Genomic DNA, 24,349 nt, shown 5'->3' with positions numbered 1-24,349 from the left:
TTAAATAAATGATTAGAATGCTTTTTCTAAAGGCATGTTTTTTGGCACGCGATGATAGGCAAACTTATTAATAGCATAAATAATGCCAATGATTACGATTGTTATGATTCCTAAGATGGCCATTGCATTCCAGTAATCAATGAAACTATTACCTAATTCCGTGGCAAGGTCACCGGAGAGAACCTTGTACATATCGATGAATTTTATCGGATGTAAGAAGCTTGCTTTCAATCCTGCTGCCATTGCAATATCAGGTAGGATAAATATCCCTATCCCAATAAGTATATTAGCGAATGCATTCTTGAATAGCATATTTAGTAAAATGGATAATGATAATAGTAACAATGTAATTAAGGCAAGGCCTAAAAACATATACAGGAGATATTGACCAGTAGATAAAGCGATATAATTCCCATTCTTATAAACTAATATCGGAAAAGAAAAATCTCCTGCTTCAAATTTTCTAAACACATAGATTGCTCCGAAAGAAAATCCTACTAGTAAAAACGTATAAATATGAACGAAATGGATTACGATTTTACTTGTAACTTTACCTATAAACGATAAAGGAAAACCTTTCATCACTGATTGATGATTTCTTTCATATAGGAGCATTTCACTTCCGCTGATTAGAACAATTACAAGAAATAATAATCCCGAGAACATAGAAAGGACATTTGTAATATAATGATTCGTTGAATAAGAGTCAGGCTCAATAGGTAGATCATTGTCTTTAATATAATGTAATAATGCATCCTCTTTTAAAATATCTTCCTTAGGTACAATTAAATGATTAGGAATTCCAGCATTCCCTAGATCATGTACTGCAAGCCGTAACTGGTTAATTTCTAATCCATTTTCTATATATTGTTCACTATCATGACCGCTTCCAATAAACCACACTTGCATACCTAATAGTGATTGGATTTGCGTGTGATAATTGTACACTTCTGCAACCTCAGGCAGATCATGACGCAAAAGATCAAGGTGCTCGAAGACTGCATAGGATGTTTGTGTTTCTGTTCTTTTCCGATTATCTAATGGTTCTGGCTGATCTTGACTATAGTACATAAAGAATAAAACGAAAAAGGCAAGAAGGAATGCAGCTATAAACCAACTTTTTCGGTTCTGTAATAATAATTTTGTTTCAAAGAGGGTAAACTTCCAAAACATATCGACTATCCTTTCTGACTAATGACATCATGCCGCTTTGCGGTAAAAACGACGTTTGCTTACTATTCGAGATACTACAAAAAGACTAATTTCTAAGAATAGAATTGTACATAGTAACACTAGAATACCTTTTTCATACGTAATGGATTCCAAATGTACTAAATAGTATTTTTCACCTGAGATGACTCTGCCAAAGTCAAAATACGTCAGTGGCAGATTACTTATTTCAATGCCAAAAAGCTCTGTTAATGTTCTAGAGTAATAGATTCTTTCAGAGAACAAGATGAGCGTACTAACCATTAAAACAATCCATGCATTTTTAAAAAGTAGACTAAGTAGTGCATTTAACCGGATAAATAGGTATATAAGTATCGGTATAATTCCAAGTGCTAGTAGTAGGAACTTGGCAATTGAAATCGAATCAAACTCGCTAAACCGATAACCGAAGTATTCATCCGGTTCAGAACTAGGTAGCGTAATTGGAACAGATAATTTAAAAGAGCCAAATCCACTTTGAATAGAAATTATCACTGCTGCTAAAAGTAATAATCCGAATAAAATTAATAATGTATAACCAAACGCTACAGCTGATTTAACATTGATTAAACGATACCAACCAATAGGTAAACCTTGCAGTATAGTTCGGTGCTGCCTATCCTTCGCTAACATGTCACTACTAAAATAGATAGCACAAAATAGCACAATAAATGCGGTTGTACCAAGAAGAAAATTGGTAATAGTTTGTAATGCGGTCTTTTGCTCAATCATCTCATAGGTAATCGGAATATTTGCATCTAGATAACCTTGGTAACGAAGGTCTGTTAAACTATAATTGCGGCTATCATCTAGTCCTGGATAAGGGGCATCCCCGATTAACATCCAATCTCTGCTAGCGCTAGTGGTATTATAATCAAAGCCTTTCATTCTTAATTGGATAAAGCGATTAAAGTTCTTATCTTCAAAGGCATCTACCATTCTGGATTGGACTTTTAAGGAATACATATAGCTTGCAAACGGGGATCCTGTCATTTCAGCATAGCCGGTACCTCCCCGATTAATCATTCCTTGAGTTATGGCTTCTAAGTTACTAATCTCCTTCTTCATTTCCTCTGCATCAAAAGAATCAGGAGTTTCTTGCATTGGTAGAATTAAAAGTGCGTAGGTCAATATTAAACTGACAAGCGCGATTATAAATAGTATGTTCTTTTTGTTTCTCAACATCATTTTGAATTCGTGAACCATCATTGATTTAGTCATTATTGATTACTCCTTTTAATGCGCTTAACATCGGATTATCCTATTTTTATGTAGAGTTTGAATTTTAAAAAAATTATCCTTGAATCTAATATTAAAAGCAATGGATTGAAAATGCAAATATAAATTTAATAAATTTGTAATATTATAGGAATATTATGTAAGTAAATGTATTGGTATTTATTAAAGCTAGGAGAAATAAAAAAGCCTACCTGTAATGGTAGACATTTCTATATTTGCTGGAGACTAATGAATTAATTAATATTACATATATCAAGTGGACAGTTTTCGCAGCCAATCTCCATTTTTAGGTAGTCCATATCTTTTATAAAGATTTTCCCTGACTTGTCTATAGAAATTACATTTAGCTTTCTTAGCGTAACAAGCATTCTATTAATACTTTCACGAGTAGCGGCACAGAAGTTAGCTAATTCTTGGTTAGTAAGTGCGACATCAATTAATACTCCATCATCGTGCTTTAATCCATAGCTGTTTGCTAAGCGAATTAAAGTAGAGTATAGTGCCCCTTTTTTCCCATTTAATAGTAGGTCTCTCATTTTGGATTGAAACTTACGCATTTGTGTGCTTGACCATTTCATATATTCAAAGGTTAGTTCGCTATTAGATAATAAAGCATTTTCTAATTCGTCTTTCCTAATTACTTCTACTTCACCAGAGGTTAGTACCTTACCATTTAGTAAATATTTAGGGTCATCACTAAAAAGGGATAGTTCACCGACCATATCACCATGATTACAAATACGCAGAATTAGTTCCTTCCCATCAGTAGTTAGTTTAGAAACCTGTAATAGTCCAGATTTAATAATAAATATTTCATTTGCTTGTAACCCTTCATGGAATAAAAATGTGTTTTTAGAGATTTTTTTCGTCGTACTAATGGAGTCTAATAGATTTCTTAAATCTTTTGAAACGGATAAATGTTTATCGGTTTTTGAATTCAACATGAGACTAGAAATCATCAAAAACATCCCCTTAATAAAGATGTGGTAAATCACATCTTTAGTGTAGCACTAAATGTATTGCTGCTATTCCGAAACTCGTTACGATATTGTGAAAAAGCACATCGTATTTTAAGGTATATCCATTATTAGTTGTGTATTATCAGAATTCTGTTACTATTTTACTGTAGGGGTGAGGGAATGAACTATAATATATACTTAGTTAGACATGCACATTCAATTTATACGCCAGATGAATTACATAGACCGTTGTCAGAAAGAGGGGAAACGGACGCAAAAAGGGTTACACAAATACTAAAGGAAGAACATATCGATTATGTTTATTCCAGTCCTTATAAAAGAGCAATTCAAACGGTACAAGGAGTTGCAGATTTTTTACGTGTAAACGTATTGATAGAAGATCGTTTTAAAGAACGAAGGTTAGCAGAAAAACCAGTAGCTGATTTTACGCAAGCGATAACAAAGGTTTGGGAGAATGACAGCTTCTTTTTTAAAGGCGGTGAGTCAAATGAAATGGCTCAGCAAAGAGGGATACAAGGTCTAATGAAGGTTATAGAAGAGCATCCGGGAAAAAATATCGTAATTGGTACACATGGCAATATAATGGTATTGATGATGAATTATTTTGATGAAGTATATGATTTTCAGTTTTGGCAAGTGCTGGACATGCCTGATATATACAAACTAACATTTACTAATTCTAGGTTAATAGAGGTAACAAGATTATGGAAATAGGGCAGGTGTTAAGGTGAATCGAATAGTCGTTATCGGTTCTGGTGGATCAGGAAAATCGACATTAGCCCGCCGGTTAGGGCAGGTTCTTGAATTAAAGGTTTACCACTTAGATACGCTTTTTTGGAGGCCTGGCTGGATTGGTACTTCAAAAGAGGAACAACAAGAAGTGCAACAAAGAATAGTGGAGCAAGAGAAATGGATTATCGACGGAAATTATGGTGGAACATTGGACATAAGGTTCAACAAGGCTGACACGATTATTTTTTTAATATTTCAAGATATATTTGTATCCTTCGCGTGCTTAAAAGAAGACTGCAATATGCTAAGACATCCCGTCCTGATATGGCAGAAGGATGTGATGAAAAGTTAAGCATCGATTTTCTGAAATGGGTTTGGAAATATCCAAAGGATAAACGGCCAATGATTTTGGATAAATTAAACAAATTATCAGGAGAGAAAAAAGTCATCATTCTCTCCACACCAAAGGATGTAAAGAATTTTATAGATCAAATGGAGATGGAGAAACAAAATGGAAATCAGAATTTATCAACCATCCGATGAACAAGGTTGGGTGAGGTGTCGTGTGCTTTCATTCTTGGACACCGCCTATTTTGATAATGTTTTAAAGGAAAAAGAACAGTATGAAAATCCTGCTATTGAGCTAGTAGCAATAGAAGACGGTCAAATAGTCGGATTATTAGATATCGAATACGAATTGCAAGAGGGGACAGTTTGTTCCCGGGGGACCGGATTAGGAGGGATGATATGGCATATTGCTGTTCATCCAGATTATCGTAGAAGGGCGATTGCTTCCGAGCTTCTACGGAAAGGAGAAGAATTAGCGAGGAAGGAGAAGTTACATCGATTGGAGGCCTGGACAAGGGATGATCAGTGGGTCCATACCTGGTACGAGAAGAATGGGTTCCAACAAGTTGATTCCTATTTACATGTATATCTAGAAGGAGAGACAGAGTTAAAAGGGAACATTTCGAGTACCCTTCCGAAGTTATACCCAGTTCAGACCTTTGCACATTATGGAGGCAATCAAAAGGATAATATAAAAAAGCGCTTTAAGCGGGTCCATGACTGTATCTGCTTTGAAAAAATATTGTAATAAAATTGGGAGGTTAGTTTCTGTAAGCTATGATCCAAATAAAAAAAGCAAATACAACCCATGTTTCAGGAATTGTAAAAGTATGTACGGAAGCTAATTGGGCTACCTATCATAACATATATTCGAAGGAATATATCGAGTCAATCATTGCTACGTATTATCATAATGAACGGATTTTAGAAGAAGTTTCGAGCTCATCTAAGGATTGGGGCGGATATTTTGTTGCCTTAGATCAGGATGAAGTAGTTGGTGTTACTGGTGGAGGTATGATTAGTGATTTGGATGCAGAGGTTTATGTATTGTACTTAGACCCTCATCGAAGGAATGAGGGGATTGGAAGTCTGCTACTAAATGCTGTTACAGAACAACAAAAAGAGTTTGGCGCGAGAGTTCAGTGGGTGTCTGTCCAAAAGGGGAATATGAAAGCAATACCTTTCTATGAAGCAAGAGGATTTAAAGTAGTAACAGAAGAAGAGTCGGATGGATACCAATCACTACGTTATTCACGACAAATATAATGAGGAGAAATTAAATGGATCATTTTATTAAACGAGTTGGAACAACATATATACCAGTCCGGGATCCAGAACAGGCTTCAAAATGGTATCAAGCTAAACTTGGTGCAAAAGAAAACTATTGTGATGAAAATAAGTCAATATTAGACTTTGCAAATCAAAGTTTTTTCCTTGTGAAATCTATAAAAGGGGAAAAGGTTGGGTTTCAGGATTGGAATGGGAGAGAGCATTTCTCTTTAACCTTTGAAGTAGATGGACTGGAACAATTAAACGCGTTTCATGCCTTCTTAAAAGCAAATGGAGTAAAAGTTGGAGAAATAGAGGACCGAGGACACCCAGGAAATAACTTTGTGTTTTTTGATCAAGATGATAATATATTTGATGTATGGAGTGAACTTAGTCCGAGTTATAAAAAATAATAGATATCCAGACCTCTCTATACGTATTTGGGGAGGTTTTTCTATACGGTAAGATAAGCTTACAGACAAATTGTCATGTTATTTTCATATCGACCAAGTCATATACTCCATATTTTGAGTTAAGCTATAGTAGAATAAGAATTGTAAGAAATATAAGGATTGAGGTGTACCAATGGGGTTACAAGTAACAGAAGATGCAGCGAAATGGTATATAGACGAAATGGGCTTAGAAGAAGGTGATTATGTTCAGTTTTTCCTTAAAATCTACGGTGGTATTAAAACGGAACATCCTAATTACTTTCTAGGAATATCGGTTGGATTAGATGGCGAAATAGCAGCGAAGCAAGAGGTAACTGGGATTACCTTCTATTTCGGTGAGAAAGATGCCTGGTTTTTAGATGAATTTGATATGAAGGTAGTCATGGGCGAAGATGAAGTAGAATATCAATTCACAGCAAGGTAGACAAGAAATAAGTTAATCTTTCATGGACATAATAATTCTTGACCATATTTTGAGGAGGATTAGGATGTCAGAAGAAAATAAGAATAAAAACCGAGATACAGGTAGACAGAAGAACCATGGTATTAAATATAATACGGAACCAGAACGAAACGGAAAACAGGATGTCGAAATAGCTAGTGATAGTGAATTCTTAACTCTAGATGGGAAGAAAAACAAACGTAAAAGAGATAATGGCTAGTTTCCAAATGGAGCTTGTTCCAATGTTACCCGGACAAGCTCCATTACTAATTTCAGAAATTATATTTGTGTGATTATTCACAAACAGATATAATGGGGGAAGAGAAACTGTTTCAAAGGAGAAAAAAACATGAAAATTGGTATAGACAAAATTGGTTTTTACGCACCACATATTTATGTAGATATGGAGAAATTAGCTGAAGCAAGAAACATAGAGCCAGCTAAGTTTACGGTTGGAATTGGACAAAGTCAAATGGCTGTAGCGCCAATTACTCAAGATTCTGTTACATTAGCTGCAAATGCAGCACTTGAAATAATAGACGATGAAGATAGAGAGAAAATAGACTTTGTTATTTTTGGATCTGAGTCAGGTATTGATCATTCTAAATCTGGTGCAGTATATGTCCACCAGTTATTAGGGCTACAACCTCATGCACGTGCAGTAGAAGTGAAGCAGGCTTGTTATGGAGCTACTGCTGGGATTCAAATGGCCAAAGGGCACATTGCCTTAAATCCGGAAAGTAAAGTGTTAGTATTAGGTTCTGATATAGCGAGATATGGTTTAAATTCGTCAGGAGAATCCACACAAGGTGCTGGCGCCGTAGCGATGATTATTAGTGCTAACCCTCGTATTATGGAACTTGAGAATCATAATGTGTATTTAACAAATGATATTATGGATTTCTGGAGACCGATTTATTCAGATAAGGCTTTTGTAGATGGGAAATTCTCCAATGAACAGTATATTTTGTTCTTTAATAAAGTATGGGAAGCGTTTAAATCTAAATCAGGTTTGGATCTTTCTGATATGGAAGCTATTTGCTATCACTTACCATATACAAAAATGGGCTTAAAGGCGTTAAGAACTGTTATCGATGAAGCACCTGAAGAAGTGAGAGAACGTTTATTAGAAAACTACCAAATAAGCACACAGTATAATCGTAATGTTGGAAACATTTATACTGGATCATTATATTTAAGTTTACTTTCTTTACTGGAGAATAAGGATGACTTAAAAGAAGGCGTACGGATTGGGATGTTTAGCTATGGTTCAGGTGCAGTAGGGGAATTTTTCACTGGTGTTCTTCAACCAAATTATCGAGAGCATCTTCACATTGAAAGCCATCAACGATTATTCGATACACGTAAAGAAGTTACAGTTGAGGAGTATGAGGTTATATTTGAGGAAACATTACCACGAGATGGATCAGATATCGAATTAAATATTGAACAGGATCCTGCAAGTATCGTGTTGAGTGGAACGGTTGATAATAAAAGACAGTATGTAAATAAAAATAGTTAAAATGAAAAAGAACTCTAGCAATGCCTGGAGTTCTTTTATATTTTGCGAAATGGTATGATGTATTTGTTTCAGTGGAAAATATAATTATTCAAATTATAAAGAGGATGATTTTTTTCATGAGAATCAAAATGGAAATGATATATATAACGCCAACGGGAACAGAGACTTGCTTTTACTCGGATGAAATGAGTCCTGAAAAAACGCTCTTACTAGCAAAGGATCTTGAAAAAACAGGTCGAGTAAAGAAGCTGACCTTTTATGATAATTATGATACGACATGGATGTATAAAGAATTGCAGAAATATGTAGAGCGTATTGATTCTGAACCACATAACGTGGTGGTCTTTTTTGATGGTGGATTTGATTTGAAAACTAAAAAATCTGGCTTAGGTTGTGTCATCTATTATGAACAAGACGGGAAGCAATATCGTATTAGAAAAAATGCTTTAGTAGAAGAGTTGAATACAAATGGTGAAGCAGAATATGCCTCGCTTCATTTTGCAATTGGAGAATTAGAGTTGCTTGGTGTTCATCACTTACCAGTAACATTTACAGGAGATTCACAAGGTGTTATGAATCAATTAAAAGATGAATGGCCGTGCTATGAGGAAGAATTATTACGCTGGATAGAAAGAATCGAGAAAAAGCTAGAACAATTGGGAATAACACCTGACTACCAGCTAGTTCCAAGAAAAAAGAACCGTGAAGCAGACCATTTAGCCACGCAAGCAATGAATGGCATTGAAATAGCAAGCAACAGTGAACGGACATAGCCTATTCCATTAGCAGGACTTGTATGGATAAATAAGCATCCAGATTAGGTTTATTGTTCGAATTGTTTTAAAAGTGACAAAACAATGAATGTTATCAGGATGATAGTTCATTTTCCGAACATTATATTATAATATAATAAAATGGAAAGATCCCATTCGTAAACTAATCAAGTGAATCATGATTAACCTTAAAAATGTAAGCGCTTAAAATCGGAGGGGATAAATAAAAAATGGAGGGGTCGTCATGAGCTCAAATAAGGTTGCTATTGTTACGGGTGGTGCATCAGGAATAGGAAAGGCAATTTGTATGGAACTAGTAGAAAATGATGTGTATGTGATTATCGTAGATATTAATGAAGTGGAAGGCGAAAAATTAGAAAAGGAACTGAACAAGGATAGGAATCAATCCAGATTTGTAAAGGTTGATGTAACCAGCTATTCCAGTGATCATGAATGTATTCATGCAGTATATACAGAATTTGGAAGGTTAGATTATTTATTTAATAATGCAGGTATTGCAATGTACGGTGAACTAGATGAAATGTCTATTACCGATTGGGAAGATATCATAGGTATTAATGTGTGGGGGGTGGTATATGGAACACAGATTGGCTATTCTATTATGAAAAAGCAAGGATTCGGCTATCTTGTTAATACTGCTTCTGCTGCAGGGCTTGGCCCATCCCCAATTTCATCCGCTTATGCTACTACAAAACATGCTATTGTAGGACTTACTACATCCCTCCATTATGAAGCAAAAGAATTTGGTGTTAACGTTACTACGCTTTGTCCTACCTTTGTCGATACCCCAATCTTCGATAAAGCTAAATCCTTTAATATTAATAAATCTATCATAAAGAAACAGTTAGATAAGTAGAAATTGATGTCACCGAATAAGTTGGCGAAGATCACATTGAAGGGAGTTCATAAAAATAAGCCAATCGTCTGTCCAATGCCACTTCGGAAGACAATGGATATCATTTTTACGATTTTCCCACCATTACACAATAGGCTAATGGATGCTGTATGTAAAGTGAGTAGGAAGGCTAAAGCCACAGAATAAAACTGTTTACAAATAACGGATAGTAATGGAGAATGGTTTAAGGTAGTGTATGGTAGAAATTTACGGGAGATTAGCTATGACAAATCAATATTTAGCTCTTGAAGAAATTCAAGAAAAATGTAATCAGTTAACAAATGAATATGAAATAGATGAAGAAAAGTTTTATTCTATTGTGGAGAAATGGGCAGAAAAAGACGTTCAATTAGAACAAAAGCTTCTATGTAGTTTTACTGAATTACTAGATGTTGTAAGTTCCGAGATTACTAATATGGAGGAGCATGTTGGATTAGCCCCTACATGTCGATTAGGCTGTTCATTTTGTTGTTATTTCCCAATTATTATTAATGAAATGGAAGCCAAATTTATGAAACGGGCAATAGAGAATTTTCCAGCAGAGCGAAAAAATGCAATTCGCGATCATCTCATCCATTATTATGATAAATATGGGGATCAACTAAGTGAAAATAATAAGCTTGATTTTGCGAATGATCCTGATTTTAAATTGAAGTATCGTAAATCAAATACACCATGTCCAATGTTGGATACGGAAACTAATCAATGTATAGCATATGAAATTAGACCGATTCCTTGTCGGACATATATGAATTATACTAACCCTACTGTATGTGAAACAAATCTTATGCCGAAAGAAACTATTAGTTTTGAATTCCTCTACTCCGAATACATGGGGGCCTTAAATGAATTCCTTCAGTTCCTGTATGAAGAAGGAGATACAGGCTTTGTTCAGTATCCAGATGATGTATATAAGGATGATTACTTGACGAATTGGATGAAGGATCTTATCAATCTGTCTTAAGTGAGCATGGATAGACAGGAAAGCAACTATTCCAAGCTGGTAGACTACTAGTAGGGAAGGGAGTAGGGATTATGGAGAGGCTACAAAGAATGGTTGAAAGTATTGCGTATATAGAGGATAATCTTGAAGCTGAACTAGTCATAGAAGATATCGCAAGGATAGCTTTTATGTCCAAGTTTCATTTTCAGCGCATGTTTACAATGCTGACTGGATTTACTGTAAGTGAGTATATTCGAAATAGACGTATTACGAAAGCTGCTCAAGAGCTTATAAACTCTAATGCTAGAGTGATTGATATTGCTTTGAAGTACGGGTATGAAAGTCCTGAAGCTTTTACAAAAGCATTCCGAGGTATACATGGCATTAGTCCCTCTATGGCTAAGAAAAATAGCCATTCTTTAAAGGCCTATCCTAAGCTTTCTTTCCATATTCAGATAAAGGGAGATGTCGAGATGGAGTATAGGATTGTTGAAAAAGAGCTATTTACGGTAGTGGGAAAAAGCATTAATACAACGACAATCGAAGGAGAAAATCATCGTGCTATTGCTGCATTTTGGGAAGAATCAAATTTAAATGGATTTTCCGAGGAGCTTGCAAAAAACTGTGGAGAGTTAGGTTTGTTAGGCATTTGTCTCGACTTCGACCATCAATTGGAAAACATGACCTACTTGATAGCCACTGAAAAGAATATGGAGGTGGTTCCAACTGATTGGATAGAAAGAGAGATTTCAAGTGCAACTTGGGCAGTATTCCCCGTTCATGGTGCAATGCCAGATGCGATGCCAAAAGTTTGGCAAAGAATATTTTCAGAATGGTTCCCTTCAACAGGATATGAACATTCCGGTGGACCGGAGATGGAAGTTTATCTAAGTAATGGCGACCCATCCTCAGACAAGTATTATAGTGAAATATGGATTCCGATTAAAAAGAAATAAATGAAAGGAGTATGTCACCAAGTAAAGTTTGGTGACATACTCCTTGTTTAATTTAATGCTTCTTGTAAGAAGATACATGGTGTTCCCTTTGTTAAAAGGGTTAACGAATGCATTGCTCTAGTGCAAGCAGTGTAAAACAGTGTTCTATCCGATTCCTGGTCATAATGCTCTTTTGAAGCATCCGGAATAATTACCGCATCAAATTCTATTCCTTTTGCTAAATAAACCGGTACTACTACGATACCTTTTTCAAACGAATACGTATCTTCTTTAATTTGTTTCAGTGAGACTTTATCCTTTAACATCTCATATAATTCATTACTTTCTTCTAACGTTTTACAGATGACAGCAATAGTCTCGTAGTCCTTTGCCTTCAAGTCTTGTATGAGTTGTTTCAAAGTTGTTGATACATCACCTTGATTTTCTATGATCTGAGGTGGTTCACCATCTCTTTCAAATGGCTCAATCATATCACCACCAGGAGCGAATTTTTTCGTGAACTCAACAATTTGCTTAGTGGAACGATAGCTTTTCGTAAGAACGATCCGTTCATGATTTTCAGAGATATACTCTGGAACTAAAGGATTTTCTGTTGAAGCATATGTGTATATAGCTTGATTAATATCTCCTAACAGGGTCATTCTCGTATATGGGAAAATTTCTTTCATGTACGTAAACTGGAAAGCGGAGTAATCTTGTGCCTCGTCGATAAATAAGTGACGGATTGCCCTATTTTCCTTATCTCCTAACAGTTTTCCTCGGAAATAACGATATGGTGTAGCATCCTCCCACGTTAAATGTTTATTCGTTAGGTGTTGCATTGTTAATTGCTTTATTTTGTCCCAATTATTTGGGAGAGAGCTTGTTGTCCAATTCATAAACAGCTGCTGGTATGTTGTTAGTGTATTAACAAAAGCATACTTTTTAATTTGTTTTTTCACTCCTGCAAATTGCTTCTTCACAACAATAGCTCGTAATATATCCTCTTCTATACTAGGATCATCCTCATCAACGCGCTGATTTTCATAGTAAGCTTGTAGGTATTCTTCTTTATCCAGTAACTCAATTTGTTCTAATACCCAATCCTTCGATTTTTCTTTCTGTTGATGAATTTTGATCTCTTGAAGGAGCCATTTAGCTACTAGTTCCATTTTATTCGGAATGGATATCGATTCATCTAGTGAATAAAAGTAGTCTGCAATAGACTCTTTAGAGATTAAAATGTCACCACGAAAAGTTATATTCCGGAATTGAATCCCCTTGGATGTTAGGGAAGAAAGATATTCATCTATGATTGTCTTATATTCGATACTCGACTTGAGTTTCATGTTGACCTTCCTGATGGCTAATTCTTTCGTATCGTTATCCGTTAGCATACATTCCATTTGTTCAAAAGGCGATTCAATCGTAATATCTTTTTCGATACCGTCACGTAAAAAGTCATAAAAAGTAGTCTGACTAATATTAGTCTCACCTAATTCTGGTAATACATTGGCAATGTAACTTGAGAAGAGAGGGTTTGGTGAAAATAATAATAGGTTCTCGCTATTAAGACTGCCCCTAAATCGATATAATAAGTAAGCAATACGCTGTAGGACAGCCGAAGTTTTTCCGCTTCCTGCTACACCTTGGACAATTAGTAATTTACTATGTTCATTCCGAATGATTTTATTTTGTTCTCTTTGGATTGTAGCAACGATGCTTTTCATTGTCGTACTTGCGTTGTTGCCTAAAGCTGCTTGAAGTAAGCTATCCCCAATTGTTACCCCTGTATCAAACATTCCTTTTATCTTACTCTGCCTTATGATGAATTGCCGCTTTAACGATATTTCCCCTTCAATCGTTTCATCCATTGTCTCATAATAAGCTGCACCAGGTGAGAAATCATAATATAGACTAGAAATAGGGGCACGCCAATCGTAAATAAGGAACTCTTCATCATTTCGATCCATGAGGGAAGCGATGCCGATATATATTTTCTCCTTTTCACCTCCTGGCTTTTCAGAGAAATCAATTCGTCCAAAGTATGGGGATTCTTTGAGTAATCTTAACGTCTTACGTTCTTTATCGATAGAGCCATGGGATCTTTCTCGTTCAGCTAACAACTCTGCTTGTTGTTTTAAACTAGCTTGCGTTTCAATTACATCGTCCGGCTCATCTAAATTCACGGTTACATCTTCCCAGAAGTTCTTCCGTAAATCAACGATGCTTTCTTTAAGACCACCTGCTTTGGAAAATAACTTTTCTTCCTTGATGTTGATTTCTTGAACGACCATATCTACCCGATTTTGTTCTTTCTGTTTTTCTGCGTCGTGACTCATTCCATCAACCCCATTTCTTATCTTTTCTATTTTTGTTGACTTTCCATAATTGTGATGTTATAATATAATTGGATATAAATTTAACTAAATATGGAAAATTAGACACTTTTTTAGTATAGCATATGTGTATTACGTAATCAACGCTTTTTCCTAATGGAAGGACTGGATTCCTATTCTTTCCTTTCATTAGGAAAAAGCGTTTTTGTTTTTACCGAGTTATTTCTAATCTTCCGTCCTTAATGTTACTGTTTTCTTGATAACTACCGACGGGAAATATAAATGTCCATGGCATACTGGTTTTAGCTTTCACTAGCAAATTAGATGTAGTAAACGTATGCTCCCCTAATGTTCTATCTTGTAGCTTTAGGGATAGCTTTTCTTGATTAAAGGTATAATCGGATTCTGTAGTATTATGCACAATTACGATGACAAGTAATTCTCTTTTATAATTCCAATCAATTCTTAATGGTGTAAACTGAATTGGATCGGCTGTCAATGCTGCTTTTTTAAAGGTTTCCTCAACTAAGGTTCTGTCCTGTTGAGAAATTGTTTTGTTCCACGCTGACTCATATTGAAGTGTCTGCATCTATTTATTCTCCTTTTTATCGGTATATTCATCCAGGGTAATTTGCTTGATCATAACCTTATTCATTTATCTTAATAGAAAAGGATGAAGTTTGAAAAGAAGAAAGTAGTTTAGCTTTCATACTGAACAATATTATATATATTCCAGTTCGTTTAATGTATCTCGGAAAATTTGGTTTAATCGCTCGGTTACATCAATACGATTAACATTTAAAGATGCTTTTGTTGATTCTATTCGGCTCATTTCATTTTGTGTGAATTGTAGGATAGCCGTAGTTTGCAACGTTTCATCTAAATTGCCTTGCCTTTTACTGTTTATTAATGTCTGAATCGGGAATTTTATATCATCCTCTATAATGAACTCATCAACTAGTTGTTGAAAGTTAACAGGAGGGAAGTCTTGATACGTTTCTATCCATTTTATGGCAAGTATGGGGCGTACTATATTCAAAAGGTTCTTTACATTCACTTCGGTTTCTTTGTTTGCTTTAGAATAATTTTTTCTTGCCATATTAACGTAATGTAGAATACAAGATTTTGGATTAAAAGCTAAAGGTAAAATATCTCTAATACGATTAATGGTGGGATAAAATTGAACATAACGAATTGGGGAATATATCCATTCGTAGAGAGTAGGGTTTGATTTGCGAATCAGTCTTAATGCCTTTGTAAGTTCCCAACCACTCAATTCTATATTATGTACTTTTTCCTCCATGACATCACGTTTCTTTCCAATTCCAATTGGGTCAATACTTAAGTAGTAGTTGGTTGGATGGACGTATATAAAGCGGACATCATAATCACTCATATCTGACTCTATTCCCCATGCACGACTTCCTCCTTCGCATGCATAGATGGTTTTTATTTGGTGCTCTTCTTCTAGCTGTTTCAGTAGTGACCATATTTTTTCTTCCATGGTTAATCCTCCATCTGAGAAATTGGTACAATCAAAATGGTTGTAAATATAGTATAAACTAGGCAAACTAAGTTAGAAGGTATTTTAATTAATGGAGGGTTTACTATGGAAATGAACATTAAATGGAATGATAAAATGTCCTTTACAGGCTTTGCTCCATCTGGTCACGAGATTCAAATGGATGCTGCAGAAACGGTTGGTGGAGAAAATAAAGGTCCAAGGCCAACCGAATTATTATTAAGCGCTGTTGCCGGGTGTACCGGAATTGATATTATTTCTATTTTGAATAAAATGCGATTAAATCCAACATCCTTTCAAATGAATGTTACGGGAGACCGTGCAGAGGAGCATCCGAAAAAATTTACTAAAGTAAATATTCACTATTCACTGGAAGGTGATCTCCCTGAGGATAAAGTAATTAGAGCAATCGAATTATCAAAAGATAAATATTGTTCGGTGTCTCATTCCTTAAGTGCAGAAATTACGGTTAGTTATTCTATTAATGGTGTACAGGGAGAGAAAAGTATATAAATTCGTTGGTTGGGTGTTCCAAGCAATGACTCATCTGTACTAGTAAGAATATCATTCTAAGGTGCTCCGGATATATTTGGTGTGGTTCGCCGTGTAACAGGATCGAGGACGATGATTAGTTTTAGTTAGCTAGTGGATTCCGTGAGCGTGTCCAATACTATCCTAAAGCGAGAAATCTAACCTACATCCGGAGCCTTTAGCATTTATACGTTTTTCTCCTTATACAACAGTAATAATTTACGAATAATGATAAAATTATAATAGATAACCAAATATACAATAGGATAAGTTAGCGCAGAATACAGGAGCTTCCATGAATTATAATAAAACGCTCCTACTTGTACACTTATATATTCGTATACAAGTGCAAAAATCGTCCATGCTACGATATAACCTACTTGTACGCTTTTCCGTTTATCATATGGAAAGTAACTAAGGAATATTATCGTAAATAAAGGATATATACCAAAAACAATCCATAATGTACGATATTCTACCCCCTCATTAAAATAACCATATAAGTTATAGTTGAATTCCAACAGGATATCAGTTAATAACTGAAAAACGATAGAAAACAATGATGCCGTATACATTTCGATATAGGATATTTTTTTAGGCATGAGAATGAATATTCCTAGTGCAATAATGATAGAAGTAATGATAAATACCATGTTTGAACTCCTTAGTTGAAGTTAATGTTATTGTGATTCGATAGAGCATATTTATACTTATATCCATATAATAGTTAATGACTGTAACGGAAATGTCAAACAACACATTCCGATTTAAAAAGTTTGTCAAACGAAAAATCGCCCTTTACACGCTACTCGTATTGACTTTTTTGAAAATTACTGTATAATGAATGACAATCAGTCATTTTCGTGGAGGAAGTCAATGGATAATAAGAAAGAGCGAATTATACATGCAGCAATGGACGTTTTTACAGAAAAAGGATTAGAAAAAACCAAAGTATCCGATATTGTTAAAAAAGCCGGTATTGCCCAAGGTACTTTCTACATTTATTTTTCTTCCAAATTATCTGTTGTCCCATCTATTGCAGAAGTTATGGTGGAAAAAACGCTGAGTGAAATTATTAAAAAGGTAAATAAAAATGATCCTTTCTCTGAGCAAATGAAAGATGTAATTGATGTTGCCTTTTCTGTTACGAAAGAATATCGACAAATATTCGCACTCGTATATGCTGGTTTAGCTTCGACGGACTATCTACAAGAGTGGGAAGCACTATATTCACAGTACTATTCCTGGATGAGTAGATTTCTTGGAGAAGCAAAAGAGGCAGGAATCTTACGTCAAAATTTAGATCCGGACCAAACGGCGGTATTACTTATCGATCTTATCGAATCTGCTGCTGAGCAAACATTTCTTTATTCTCATGGGGATAAGGATATGGAAGCAATTAAGAAAAAAGAAGTGTGGGAGTTTTCTATGTATGGTCTAGGAGTAAAGGTTGAACAGAACAATTAAATGCCAACATGACGCCAATGAAGTATGATGCTAGTTGATGGTTTTATGGAAAGCTTATAGATTATTTCCTTTTATGAAGGAAATTTTCTTTTAAAGAAAAATGACTGAATGTCAGTCACGGGATGATGGAGAGTGTTAAAATGAATAAATCTTGGATTTATGTTGGATTAACGAGCTTAGCTGAGTTGGTTTGGATTTATGGGTTTAATACGGCATCCACTTGGTGGCATTGGACATTGATTGTTGCATTTATATTATTAGATTTACACTTTTTGGCAAAAGCTTGTGAGGGACTACCCACAGGTACGGTTTATGCAATTTTTGCAGGATTTGGGACGGTTGGAACATTTTTGATGGACATTTTCATCTTTGAGGAACAGATTAGTTTATCTAAAGTCTTCTTTATTCTACTCATTATTGCAGGGGTCATAGGCTTAAAATTATCGGATGATAAAAACGATACGAAGGGAGTGCTAGAATAATGGGTTGGATATATATTATATTAGCTGCAGTGAATGAGTTAATTGGTGTTTGGGGATTAAATCGATTCAGTCAAAAAAGAAATGTCGCTAATGCAGTTCTTTATGCAGGTGGTCTTGGTCTCTCTTTCGCATTCATTTATGCTTCTTTTAATTATCTTCCTACCAGTATTGCTTATGCAACTTGGACTGGTGTTGGAACGGGTGGCGTCGTTTTAATGAATATGCTTTTCTTTGGCGAATCTAAAAGCTTGATACGAATCGTAAGCTTACTGGCGATTATCATCGGTGTTACGGGCTTAAAGGTCGTTTAGAAAAAGGATGCCTGTCATATCCCATGTTCAGCATGAATATGAGATGTGACAGGCATCTTTTTTGCAGTATCATCCTAATTGTATGGGAGACTATTGAACTATTTTATAAGTATGTAAATTTTTTTTGGTTCGCCTAGTATAATTTTTTGCTTGTTATTCGTTGAAATAATAAATAGGGGGGATGAGATGTCTTCAATAGAAGAACGAACATTACAATTTACGAAAAAATCAAGAGAATTAAGAGAGGAATTTAGTGAACTTATTATTAGCTTTCGGGAGGATTTATGGAATTATTGCCGGTATATAACAGGCTCTCCTTGGGATGGAGAGGATTTATTTCAGGAGACATTGATTAAAGCATTTGGTGGATTTTATCAGGTGTGGCATCCAGAAAATCCTAAATCCTATTTATTTAGGATAGCAACTAATACGTGGATAGATCAATGTCGTAGAGAAAAGCGGATTGTCGGGACATTGGAGGATGTAGCAGATCCAAGCGAAGAATTTTCGGATAATCTAGAGATAGAGGCCGCGTTACATTATTTAGTAAACTTATTTACTCCTAGACAGGTTGCGGTATTTTTACTTGTAAAAGTATTTCAATTTAAAGCGGAAGAAGTTGCTAGTATTGTCAAGACAACAAAGGGTGCTATATACTCCGCTATTAGAAGAATGGAAGCTAGAATAGGGAAGGAAGATTTTTCGGCAAAAGGAGAGGAAAAGAATAAAAATCAAGTTATAAAACACAATCCAGTTATTAGCGCTTATATTAACGCCTTAAATAACGGTGACTTAGAAGCAATGTTTAACTTAGTAAGTGATGATTTGCATCACGAAGCATCCTTAGGGTTTCAAGAGTTTAATAAGGATACGATGCGAAAAGGTTCGATGCTACATGGTTTACCACCATACAGAGCAGAGGAGCATTGGTTATGGGGAAAACGGGTTATTGTAAAGATTGTAGAGGATGATAGTGGGCCCTTTATTCATGACATTCAATATCATGAAATAGAAAATGATACGATTGTTTATCATCGTAGTTATTATTTCAGAAAAGAATTTATTGTGGCAGCAGCAAAGGAGCTCGGTATGAAACCACAATTAGAAAAGTTCCCAATTGGATGGGATAAAAAATAGCTAACGGATAGGGCACGTGGTCATTACGTTGTATGGAAGGATCTAGATGGAAATATAGTAGTGGCTTGTCAGTATAATAAAATCAGGTATTTGTGAAGAAAGAAATCACAGAATACCTGATTTTGTTTATTTTGCAAAACGGTGGTTACCTATCGTAATCGTAGTTTCGCGGGTTGTAATCCAATTACTGGTAGATGTTTTAGGGTTGTAAAAATAAATGGAACCATTACCTTGTCCACGGAATGCAATAGCTTCATTTACTGCTTTCATGTCTTCTGATGTGTAGCTTGTGTTAATCTGACCGTTTTGAACAGGGGTAAATGCATAATGTCCGCCAGCAGAGCGCTCATAAATTACTTCTCTTATTGAGTTTGGAAATTCTTGATGGTCAACACGGTTCAAAATAACAGTTGCTACGGCTACTTTTCCTGCATATGGCTCACCCTTTGCCTCTGCATGAACTAGCTTGGCCATCAGTTCTTTGTCAGCTTGAGATATTGTAGCCGGGACTTGGATGGTGTCGCCAATGAATAATGGATTACCAGATTGATTGTTTGCTATTTGCAGATTGGCTACAGTGGTACCATATTTTTGGGCAATAGACCAAAAGGAGTCTCCTTTTTGTACCGTGTAAGGAGCAGCACCAGCTAGTGTAGGAACTGCTATTATAGAAAGCGATAAAGTCGCTGTAATTAGAAGTTTTTTTAGTTTATTCATCATGTGAACCTCCTAGTTGTATTGGCTATCTACGAGATTACTAGATGTAACATTATTTATCAGTAGTAAAAAATGGTAATCGTATTTATGGATGGTTAAAGTTAGAAGGGAAAAGGTATTGCGACACTAGTGGGATTATTTACCTAATGTGTAATGTTTCTAGAAAGTGGTATGTTTACCAATAGAAGGGAGGAACATTACAGTTGTTTCAAAATGATGACGACGTTCGTTAGTTATGCAAGGTGGGGACAAAGTTTGCTATGCTAATAGAGGTCTATGAGTTTTTTCTAAGGAAGGAAAATATATCGTGAGTAAATGGTTTCTAGTAAATAGCATATTTTTAATGGTGGTGGTATGGAAGGTACTTGGCCACTATTCATACCCTAATATAGGGATACATATTTGGTTCGGAATAATAGGGGCTATTCTTATTCTCTATAATTGGACAAGACATGCTGTATTTCAAACGATTCGAAATGTCCAAAGTAGAAGGACAAAAATATGGCTAGCGAATATTTCTAAACGAGTCGTCACAATTCATCGATGGACAGGAAATATTGCATTTGGTCTGTTATCAATCCACGCCTTCTTGGTTATTTCTCGTTACGGATTTTCCTTACAGCATACTAAAATGGTTGTCGGTTTGATCGCATTGGCTATCTTGGCTATTCAAGTTTTAACTGGATGGTTACGCTTGTTTAAACCAACTATTCAACTTAGATTTTTTCACTTATATACAGGCATGGTTCTTTTTTTCCTTATATGGATTCATATCCTTCTATAAAAAGTACTTAAAACAAAATAAAAAGAACCGTTTTCCCATTGCTTTGGATTTCGGTTCTTGTGTTTGGTGCGGTATAAGTAGTCTTTTTTTGTCTTTGTTTTTCTTGTTCTTAAATCTAGATGCACAAAAGGGCTGCGGTTAATTTCAGGATTGAGTCTTCCTTCGCGAATTTGTTTTTCGCGTTTTTTTAATGCTTTTGACTTACCCATGTTATCACTCCTAATATAGTAGTAAGTAAATTATATAGGAAATAATACAAATAAGAAATAAAAAAGTAGGAAGCTTTTATCCTTCCTACTAAAAACCAACTCGGCCTGTGCTTGGTTCTGATATCCAATCTTGTTTTTGTGCTTTTCTAGTATTTTCTTGTAAATCATTGATTATTTTATCAATGTTTACATGTTTATTATAATGCGATTCTAAGGCAATCGACATATAAATTTCATTCAATTGTGAAATGGACAGACCTTTTGTCTTTTGTACTAATTCTTCGATAGCGGAATTAGTAAGAAATTCGCCAATTCCTTTTTTATTTACAATGTACTCTCTTCTTAGTACCTCATCTGGTTGCTTTATTTCATATGCCCGGTCGAACCGTCCTGCACGATTAATTAATGCAGGGTCTATTTTTTCAGGGTAGTTAGTGGTTCCGATTAAAAATATACCTTCCTTAGTCGTTGCTCCATCTAATGTATTCAAAAAGACCGAACGAGCTTCAGTTGGCATAGAATCAATATCCTCAATTACGAGAACCATAGGTGCAAGCCTTAGCACTTTAGAGAAAATTTCTCTTATGGAATAACTCGAGGTGTATTCGGTGATTTGCCAATACACGATTGGAGCTGACACACTTCCAGCAATAGACTTCACTAGAGTTGTCTTCCCATTTCCTGGACTACCATATAATAAAATGCCTCTTTTATAAGGTATGTTATATTGTTTATAGAATTGGCCACTATTGAGGAAAAATTCATCAATGGAGCGGAATATATCGGCTTTAAGACTCTCCTCTAATAAAACATCCTCTCGATTAATTTGATGTGTAATTTTTTCCTTAGAACGGATAAGGCCATCTTCTGTATCGGTATAAATCGTAATTCCATTTAACATATAATTCTTTTCCATATTTTCAAAATAAGAAACAAATTCTAGAATTTGATCATCACTTTTGGCAAATATTAAATTCTCATTATATTGATGATGGAATGTGTAGATTGGAATGGTTACAAATGCAACTTCAAACTGTGAAAAGTAAAAAATATTATTTAATGTAGAGTACCTGACTGTATGTTTGCCTCTTTCCTTCATAACGAGGTCAGATAATCCAACAGAATCATAAACATGTGCAATGATTTCAATATCATTAGGATGGTTATGGAGGATTTCTTGAATAACATCACTAGAATCGGCAAATCTCTCAGAATCCGTATTATAAAGCATAAAACCGTCACCTTTATGTAAGGTTAGATAATCGATTATCTTATTAATTACACTCGCGTATGTAAAATAATTCGTATTTTCTTTACTATGCTCATCTAAATAATGAATTAGTGTGTTAATTTTTTTCATTGACAAATCCTTTCTATCATTAAGTTATGGTAAAATTATACTATAGCGCCATTATTATTACTATCAAAATTAGTAAGGTAATTTCGAGTTTTGCAATAGACGAAATGTTCGTGACAATGATTCGCTTAATCTGTTATACTGTTTTCAATTATTAGTGAAAATCGATGAAAAAGAGAGTAGTTGTTTGTGAGGCTTAGCGAGCTAGGGTTTGGTGGGAGCCTAGTGCTTGTACAGACAATGAACCGGACTTTGGAGATGCTTACCTGAAATAATAGTAGGGATGGCCGGGGGAGAACCTCGTTAACAATACTTGAGTGGTTTTTAATGATGTTAAAAACAAATGGAGTGGTACCGCGGGATAATAATAGCTCTCGCCTCTTAAAATTCATAAGAGGCGAGGGCTTTTTTATATAGGAGCATTCCTGTAATGAAGAAATTTGAGGATTGAAACAAAAAGAGCCCTCTTGGTATCATACGAGGTGTCCAAAGCTTCGAAGCAAAAATGGACCCTTAATTTAAGTAACCAAGGAGGACTCAATAATGAATTATACACAAAATCAAAAAATCTCTCAAATCACACCTTCAACACTCATTGTAGGCATTGATATTGCCAAAGACAAACACGTAGCTCGTGCTCAAGACGACCGAGGTGTTGAATTCGGGAAACGCTTGATCTTTGAAAACAGAATGCATGGCTTTCAAAAACTAGTAAATTGGGCAGAGAACCTTCGAAAGGAAAATGACAAAAATTATGTCATTCTGGGTGTCGAGCCTACTGGCCATTACTGGTTTAGTCTAGCTTACTTTTTAGTAGCGAAAGGATACGATTTTGTTGTCGTAAATCCTATGCACGTAAAGAAAAGTAAAGAACTTGATGATAATTCCCCTACCAAAAATGATACGAAAGATGCCCGTGTGATAGGTCAGTTGATTAAAGATGGGCGATACTCTGTACCAAATCTCTTAGATGGCATTTATGCCGAATTAAGAGAAGGCGTCAAATTACGAGATCAACTTATCAACCAACTGATGATCACTGAAGGGCGTATCCAAAACCATATTCAACGCTATTTTCCGGAATTCTTTGATGTATTTGGTGATTGGGAAGGAAAAGCAGCTTACTGTACGTTACGACTGTTTCCATTTCCGTCTCAAATCAAGGAATTGTCACCAGAAGATGTGGTGATGAAGTGGAAGCCCTTCGTTAAACGAGGAGTGGGAATTAAAAGAGCAACAAAGCTAGTAGAAGTCGCAAAAAAGAGTATCGGCATTCAAATTGGTATTCAGTTTGCCCGACGCGAGTTGGACTGTTTACTCGATCAATATGAACTTTATAAGCAACAGTTAGAGGAGTTAGACAAAGAGTTAGAATCACTTGTCGTGACTTTACCTGGTGCTAAACAAATGATGAATATTACAGGGCTTGGATCCACAACCGTGGCTCTATTCTTCGCTGAAGTAGGGGATATTACGAAATATAAACACCCTCAACAATTAGTCAATTTAGCAGGGCTATCTTTACGAGAACACAGTTCTGGTAAGTTTAAAGGTCAAACACGGATAACTAAGAGAGGACGAAGTCGTTTGCGAAGAGCCCTATATTTAGCCATTCGTCCGCTAGTTGCCCATAATCCAACGTTTAAAGCCCTGCATCAACACTATACAACACGGTCTGAAAAACCATTGAAAAAGCAACAGTCACTCATTGCCTTGTGTTGTAAGTTATTACG

General features: G+C 35.4%; 27 protein-coding genes, 2 pseudogenes and 1 other annotated feature. Of the genes and pseudogenes, 19 read left to right on the top strand and 10 right to left on the bottom strand.

Annotation, left to right across the window (positions count from 1 at the left end):
* Nucleotides 1–12: 12 nt before the first annotated feature.
* The 3 genes from AAIB49_RS14680 to AAIB49_RS14670 form a co-directional block, all read right to left on the bottom strand.
* Nucleotides 13–1,173: a hypothetical protein gene (locus AAIB49_RS14680; RefSeq protein ID WP_343458456.1), complete on the bottom strand. Its 1,161-nt coding sequence runs from the start codon at nt 1,171–1,173 to the stop codon at nt 13–15.
* A 27-nt stretch (nt 1,174–1,200) separates the two neighbouring features.
* Entirely contained in the window at nt 1,201–2,430 is a 1,230-nt protein-coding gene (locus AAIB49_RS14675) for an ABC transporter permease subunit (protein WP_343458455.1), read from the bottom strand.
* 251 nt (nt 2,431–2,681) lie between these two features.
* Entirely contained in the window at nt 2,682–3,407 is a 726-nt protein-coding gene (locus AAIB49_RS14670) for a Crp/Fnr family transcriptional regulator (protein ID WP_343458454.1), read from the bottom strand.
* A gap of 180 nt (nt 3,408–3,587) precedes the next feature.
* Here AAIB49_RS14670 and AAIB49_RS14665 point away from each other — a divergent pair, with 180 nt between their 5' ends.
* From AAIB49_RS14665 to AAIB49_RS14610, 12 genes and pseudogenes are all read left to right on the top strand, one after another.
* Nucleotides 3,588–4,142 carry a histidine phosphatase family protein gene (locus tag AAIB49_RS14665; protein ID WP_343458453.1) on the top strand — a complete coding sequence of 185 codons (555 nt, stop codon included), beginning with the start codon at nt 3,588–3,590 and terminating at the stop codon, nt 4,140–4,142.
* Nucleotides 4,143–4,155: 13 nt separating this feature from the next.
* Nucleotides 4,156–4,703, top strand: a pseudogene (locus AAIB49_RS14660) (DNA topology modulation protein).
* The gene (locus AAIB49_RS14655) at nt 4,672–5,256 is read left to right on the top strand and encodes a GNAT family N-acetyltransferase (RefSeq protein WP_343458452.1); all 585 of its coding nucleotides are present in this window, start codon (nt 4,672–4,674) and stop codon (nt 5,254–5,256) included. The pseudogene AAIB49_RS14660 and the gene AAIB49_RS14655 overlap by 32 nt, the downstream one beginning before the upstream one ends.
* Nucleotides 5,257–5,285: 29 nt before the next feature.
* The gene (locus tag AAIB49_RS14650) at nt 5,286–5,774 is read left to right on the top strand and encodes a GNAT family N-acetyltransferase (RefSeq protein ID WP_343458450.1); all 489 of its coding nucleotides are present in this window, start codon (nt 5,286–5,288) and stop codon (nt 5,772–5,774) included.
* A 14-nt stretch (nt 5,775–5,788) separates the two neighbouring features.
* Nucleotides 5,789–6,190, top strand: a complete 402-nt coding sequence (locus AAIB49_RS14645; RefSeq protein ID WP_211741670.1) for a VOC family protein — start codon at nt 5,789–5,791, stop codon at nt 6,188–6,190.
* A 172-nt stretch (nt 6,191–6,362) separates the two neighbouring features.
* A complete protein-coding gene (locus tag AAIB49_RS14640; protein ID WP_211741669.1) occupies nt 6,363–6,653 on the top strand; it encodes a HesB/YadR/YfhF family protein in 291 nt (96 codons plus the stop codon).
* Nucleotides 6,654–6,717: 64 nt separating this feature from the next.
* Nucleotides 6,718–6,891: a hypothetical protein gene (locus AAIB49_RS14635; RefSeq protein WP_186870001.1), complete on the top strand. Its 174-nt coding sequence runs from the start codon at nt 6,718–6,720 to the stop codon at nt 6,889–6,891.
* Nucleotides 6,892–7,020: 129 nt separating this feature from the next.
* On the top strand, nt 7,021–8,193 hold the full coding sequence (locus AAIB49_RS14630) for a hydroxymethylglutaryl-CoA synthase (protein WP_339215800.1): 1,173 nt from the start codon (nt 7,021–7,023) through the stop codon (nt 8,191–8,193).
* 116 nt (nt 8,194–8,309) lie between these two features.
* Nucleotides 8,310–8,966, top strand: a complete 657-nt coding sequence (locus AAIB49_RS14625) for a reverse transcriptase-like protein (protein WP_339215799.1) — start codon at nt 8,310–8,312, stop codon at nt 8,964–8,966.
* 244 nt (nt 8,967–9,210) lie between these two features.
* Nucleotides 9,211–10,029, top strand: a pseudogene (locus AAIB49_RS14620) (SDR family NAD(P)-dependent oxidoreductase).
* 76 nt (nt 10,030–10,105) lie between these two features.
* On the top strand, nt 10,106–10,846 hold the full coding sequence (locus AAIB49_RS14615; protein WP_339215795.1) for a YkgJ family cysteine cluster protein: 741 nt from the start codon (nt 10,106–10,108) through the stop codon (nt 10,844–10,846).
* A gap of 71 nt (nt 10,847–10,917) precedes the next feature.
* Entirely contained in the window at nt 10,918–11,781 is an 864-nt protein-coding gene (locus tag AAIB49_RS14610; protein ID WP_343458449.1) for an AraC family transcriptional regulator, read from the top strand.
* Between the two features lie 47 nt (nt 11,782–11,828).
* Here the strand turns inward: AAIB49_RS14610 and helD are convergent, their stop codons facing one another.
* The 3 genes from helD to AAIB49_RS14595 form a co-directional block, all read right to left on the bottom strand.
* Entirely contained in the window at nt 11,829–14,102 is a 2,274-nt protein-coding gene (helD, locus tag AAIB49_RS14605) for an RNA polymerase recycling motor HelD (RefSeq protein ID WP_343458448.1), read from the bottom strand.
* Nucleotides 14,103–14,310: 208 nt separating this feature from the next.
* On the bottom strand, nt 14,311–14,688 hold the full coding sequence (locus AAIB49_RS14600; protein WP_343458447.1) for an SLAP domain-containing protein: 378 nt from the start codon (nt 14,686–14,688) through the stop codon (nt 14,311–14,313).
* Between the two features lie 132 nt (nt 14,689–14,820).
* The gene (locus AAIB49_RS14595; protein WP_343458446.1) at nt 14,821–15,603 is read right to left on the bottom strand and encodes a nucleotidyltransferase domain-containing protein; all 783 of its coding nucleotides are present in this window, start codon (nt 15,601–15,603) and stop codon (nt 14,821–14,823) included.
* Nucleotides 15,604–15,708: 105 nt separating this feature from the next.
* Here AAIB49_RS14595 and AAIB49_RS14590 point away from each other — a divergent pair, with 105 nt between their 5' ends.
* A complete protein-coding gene (locus tag AAIB49_RS14590; protein ID WP_343458445.1) occupies nt 15,709–16,134 on the top strand; it encodes an OsmC family protein in 426 nt (141 codons plus the stop codon).
* A 203-nt stretch (nt 16,135–16,337) separates the two neighbouring features.
* On the opposite strand, the gene AAIB49_RS14585 is transcribed toward AAIB49_RS14590, so the two are convergent.
* A complete protein-coding gene (locus AAIB49_RS14585) occupies nt 16,338–16,805 on the bottom strand; it encodes a CBO0543 family protein (RefSeq protein ID WP_343458444.1) in 468 nt (155 codons plus the stop codon).
* Nucleotides 16,806–17,028: 223 nt separating this feature from the next.
* On the opposite strand from AAIB49_RS14585, the gene AAIB49_RS14580 reads away from it, so the two are divergent.
* The 4 genes from AAIB49_RS14580 to AAIB49_RS14565 all read left to right on the top strand — a co-directional run bounded on the left by AAIB49_RS14580 (nt 17,029) and on the right by AAIB49_RS14565 (nt 19,549).
* Nucleotides 17,029–17,619 (top strand): TetR/AcrR family transcriptional regulator, encoded by a 591-nt coding sequence (locus AAIB49_RS14580; RefSeq protein WP_343458443.1) that lies wholly within the window; start codon nt 17,029–17,031, stop codon nt 17,617–17,619.
* A gap of 140 nt (nt 17,620–17,759) precedes the next feature.
* On the top strand, nt 17,760–18,101 hold the full coding sequence (locus tag AAIB49_RS14575; RefSeq protein WP_211741658.1) for a DMT family transporter: 342 nt from the start codon (nt 17,760–17,762) through the stop codon (nt 18,099–18,101).
* Nucleotides 18,101–18,412 carry a DMT family transporter gene (locus AAIB49_RS14570; protein WP_211741657.1) on the top strand — a complete coding sequence of 104 codons (312 nt, stop codon included), beginning with the start codon at nt 18,101–18,103 and terminating at the stop codon, nt 18,410–18,412. Before AAIB49_RS14575 ends, AAIB49_RS14570 begins: the two co-directional genes overlap by 1 nt.
* A gap of 186 nt (nt 18,413–18,598) precedes the next feature.
* On the top strand, nt 18,599–19,549 hold the full coding sequence (locus AAIB49_RS14565; RefSeq protein WP_343458442.1) for a sigma-70 family RNA polymerase sigma factor: 951 nt from the start codon (nt 18,599–18,601) through the stop codon (nt 19,547–19,549).
* 126 nt (nt 19,550–19,675) lie between these two features.
* On the opposite strand, the gene AAIB49_RS14560 is transcribed toward AAIB49_RS14565, so the two are convergent.
* The gene (locus AAIB49_RS14560; protein ID WP_343458441.1) at nt 19,676–20,266 is read right to left on the bottom strand and encodes a cell wall hydrolase; all 591 of its coding nucleotides are present in this window, start codon (nt 20,264–20,266) and stop codon (nt 19,676–19,678) included.
* Nucleotides 20,267–20,573: 307 nt separating this feature from the next.
* Between AAIB49_RS14560 and AAIB49_RS14555 the strand changes: the two genes are divergently transcribed.
* The gene (locus AAIB49_RS14555) at nt 20,574–21,050 is read left to right on the top strand and encodes a hypothetical protein (RefSeq protein WP_343458440.1); all 477 of its coding nucleotides are present in this window, start codon (nt 20,574–20,576) and stop codon (nt 21,048–21,050) included.
* On the opposite strand, the gene AAIB49_RS14550 is transcribed toward AAIB49_RS14555, so the two are convergent.
* Both AAIB49_RS14550 and AAIB49_RS14545 read right to left on the bottom strand, forming a co-directional pair.
* On the bottom strand, nt 21,035–21,259 hold the full coding sequence (locus AAIB49_RS14550; RefSeq protein WP_343458439.1) for a hypothetical protein: 225 nt from the start codon (nt 21,257–21,259) through the stop codon (nt 21,035–21,037). The two genes, AAIB49_RS14555 and AAIB49_RS14550, sit on opposite strands and share 16 nt — an antisense overlap.
* Nucleotides 21,260–21,347: 88 nt before the next feature.
* The gene (locus AAIB49_RS14545) at nt 21,348–22,619 is read right to left on the bottom strand and encodes an ATP-binding protein (RefSeq protein WP_343458438.1); all 1,272 of its coding nucleotides are present in this window, start codon (nt 22,617–22,619) and stop codon (nt 21,348–21,350) included.
* A gap of 155 nt (nt 22,620–22,774) precedes the next feature.
* Nucleotides 22,775–23,001, top strand: a binding site (T-box leader).
* Nucleotides 23,002–23,159: 158 nt separating this feature from the next.
* Here AAIB49_RS14545 and AAIB49_RS14540 point away from each other — a divergent pair.
* Nucleotides 23,160–24,349, top strand: a 1,190-nt coding sequence (locus tag AAIB49_RS14540) for an IS110 family RNA-guided transposase (protein ID WP_343458437.1), incomplete at its 3' end; no start/stop codon positions are given.

This window comes from Ornithinibacillus proteolyticus (assembly GCF_039581225.1).
GTDB classification, from domain to species: Bacteria; Bacillota; Bacilli; order Bacillales; family Amphibacillaceae; genus Ornithinibacillus; species Ornithinibacillus massiliensis.
Note: the sequence above shows the minus strand (reverse complement) of the source record. Positions and strands in the feature narration are given on the sequence as shown.

Excerpts from the sequence above, each read along its gene's own strand:
- AAIB49_RS14680 (WP_343458456.1), bottom strand. The coding sequence starts at position 1,173 with ATGTTTTGGAAGTTTACCCTCTTTGAAACAAAATTATTATTACAGAAC.
- AAIB49_RS14675 (WP_343458455.1), bottom strand. The coding sequence starts at position 2,430 with ATGACTAAATCAATGATGGTTCACGAATTCAAAATGATGTTGAGAAAC.
- AAIB49_RS14670 (WP_343458454.1), bottom strand. The coding sequence starts at position 3,407 with ATGATTTCTAGTCTCATGTTGAATTCAAAAACCGATAAACATTTATCC.
- AAIB49_RS14665 (WP_343458453.1), top strand. The coding sequence starts at position 3,588 with ATGAACTATAATATATACTTAGTTAGACATGCACATTCAATTTATACG.
- AAIB49_RS14655 (WP_343458452.1), top strand. The coding sequence starts at position 4,672 with ATGGAAATCAGAATTTATCAACCATCCGATGAACAAGGTTGGGTGAGG.
- AAIB49_RS14650 (WP_343458450.1), top strand. The coding sequence starts at position 5,286 with ATGATCCAAATAAAAAAAGCAAATACAACCCATGTTTCAGGAATTGTA.
- AAIB49_RS14645 (WP_211741670.1), top strand. The coding sequence starts at position 5,789 with ATGGATCATTTTATTAAACGAGTTGGAACAACATATATACCAGTCCGG.
- AAIB49_RS14640 (WP_211741669.1), top strand. The coding sequence starts at position 6,363 with ATGGGGTTACAAGTAACAGAAGATGCAGCGAAATGGTATATAGACGAA.
- AAIB49_RS14635 (WP_186870001.1), top strand. The coding sequence starts at position 6,718 with ATGTCAGAAGAAAATAAGAATAAAAACCGAGATACAGGTAGACAGAAG.
- AAIB49_RS14630 (WP_339215800.1), top strand. The coding sequence starts at position 7,021 with ATGAAAATTGGTATAGACAAAATTGGTTTTTACGCACCACATATTTAT.
- AAIB49_RS14625 (WP_339215799.1), top strand. The coding sequence starts at position 8,310 with ATGAGAATCAAAATGGAAATGATATATATAACGCCAACGGGAACAGAG.
- AAIB49_RS14615 (WP_339215795.1), top strand. The coding sequence starts at position 10,106 with ATGACAAATCAATATTTAGCTCTTGAAGAAATTCAAGAAAAATGTAAT.
- AAIB49_RS14610 (WP_343458449.1), top strand. The coding sequence starts at position 10,918 with ATGGAGAGGCTACAAAGAATGGTTGAAAGTATTGCGTATATAGAGGAT.
- helD (WP_343458448.1), bottom strand. The coding sequence starts at position 14,102 with ATGAGTCACGACGCAGAAAAACAGAAAGAACAAAATCGGGTAGATATG.
- AAIB49_RS14600 (WP_343458447.1), bottom strand. The coding sequence starts at position 14,688 with ATGCAGACACTTCAATATGAGTCAGCGTGGAACAAAACAATTTCTCAA.
- AAIB49_RS14595 (WP_343458446.1), bottom strand. The coding sequence starts at position 15,603 with ATGGAAGAAAAAATATGGTCACTACTGAAACAGCTAGAAGAAGAGCAC.
- AAIB49_RS14590 (WP_343458445.1), top strand. The coding sequence starts at position 15,709 with ATGGAAATGAACATTAAATGGAATGATAAAATGTCCTTTACAGGCTTT.
- AAIB49_RS14585 (WP_343458444.1), bottom strand. The coding sequence starts at position 16,805 with ATGGTATTTATCATTACTTCTATCATTATTGCACTAGGAATATTCATT.
- AAIB49_RS14580 (WP_343458443.1), top strand. The coding sequence starts at position 17,029 with ATGGATAATAAGAAAGAGCGAATTATACATGCAGCAATGGACGTTTTT.
- AAIB49_RS14575 (WP_211741658.1), top strand. The coding sequence starts at position 17,760 with ATGAATAAATCTTGGATTTATGTTGGATTAACGAGCTTAGCTGAGTTG.
- AAIB49_RS14570 (WP_211741657.1), top strand. The coding sequence starts at position 18,101 with ATGGGTTGGATATATATTATATTAGCTGCAGTGAATGAGTTAATTGGT.
- AAIB49_RS14565 (WP_343458442.1), top strand. The coding sequence starts at position 18,599 with ATGTCTTCAATAGAAGAACGAACATTACAATTTACGAAAAAATCAAGA.
- AAIB49_RS14560 (WP_343458441.1), bottom strand. The coding sequence starts at position 20,266 with ATGAATAAACTAAAAAAACTTCTAATTACAGCGACTTTATCGCTTTCT.
- AAIB49_RS14550 (WP_343458439.1), bottom strand. The coding sequence starts at position 21,259 with ATGGGTAAGTCAAAAGCATTAAAAAAACGCGAAAAACAAATTCGCGAA.
- AAIB49_RS14545 (WP_343458438.1), bottom strand. The coding sequence starts at position 22,619 with ATGAAAAAAATTAACACACTAATTCATTATTTAGATGAGCATAGTAAA.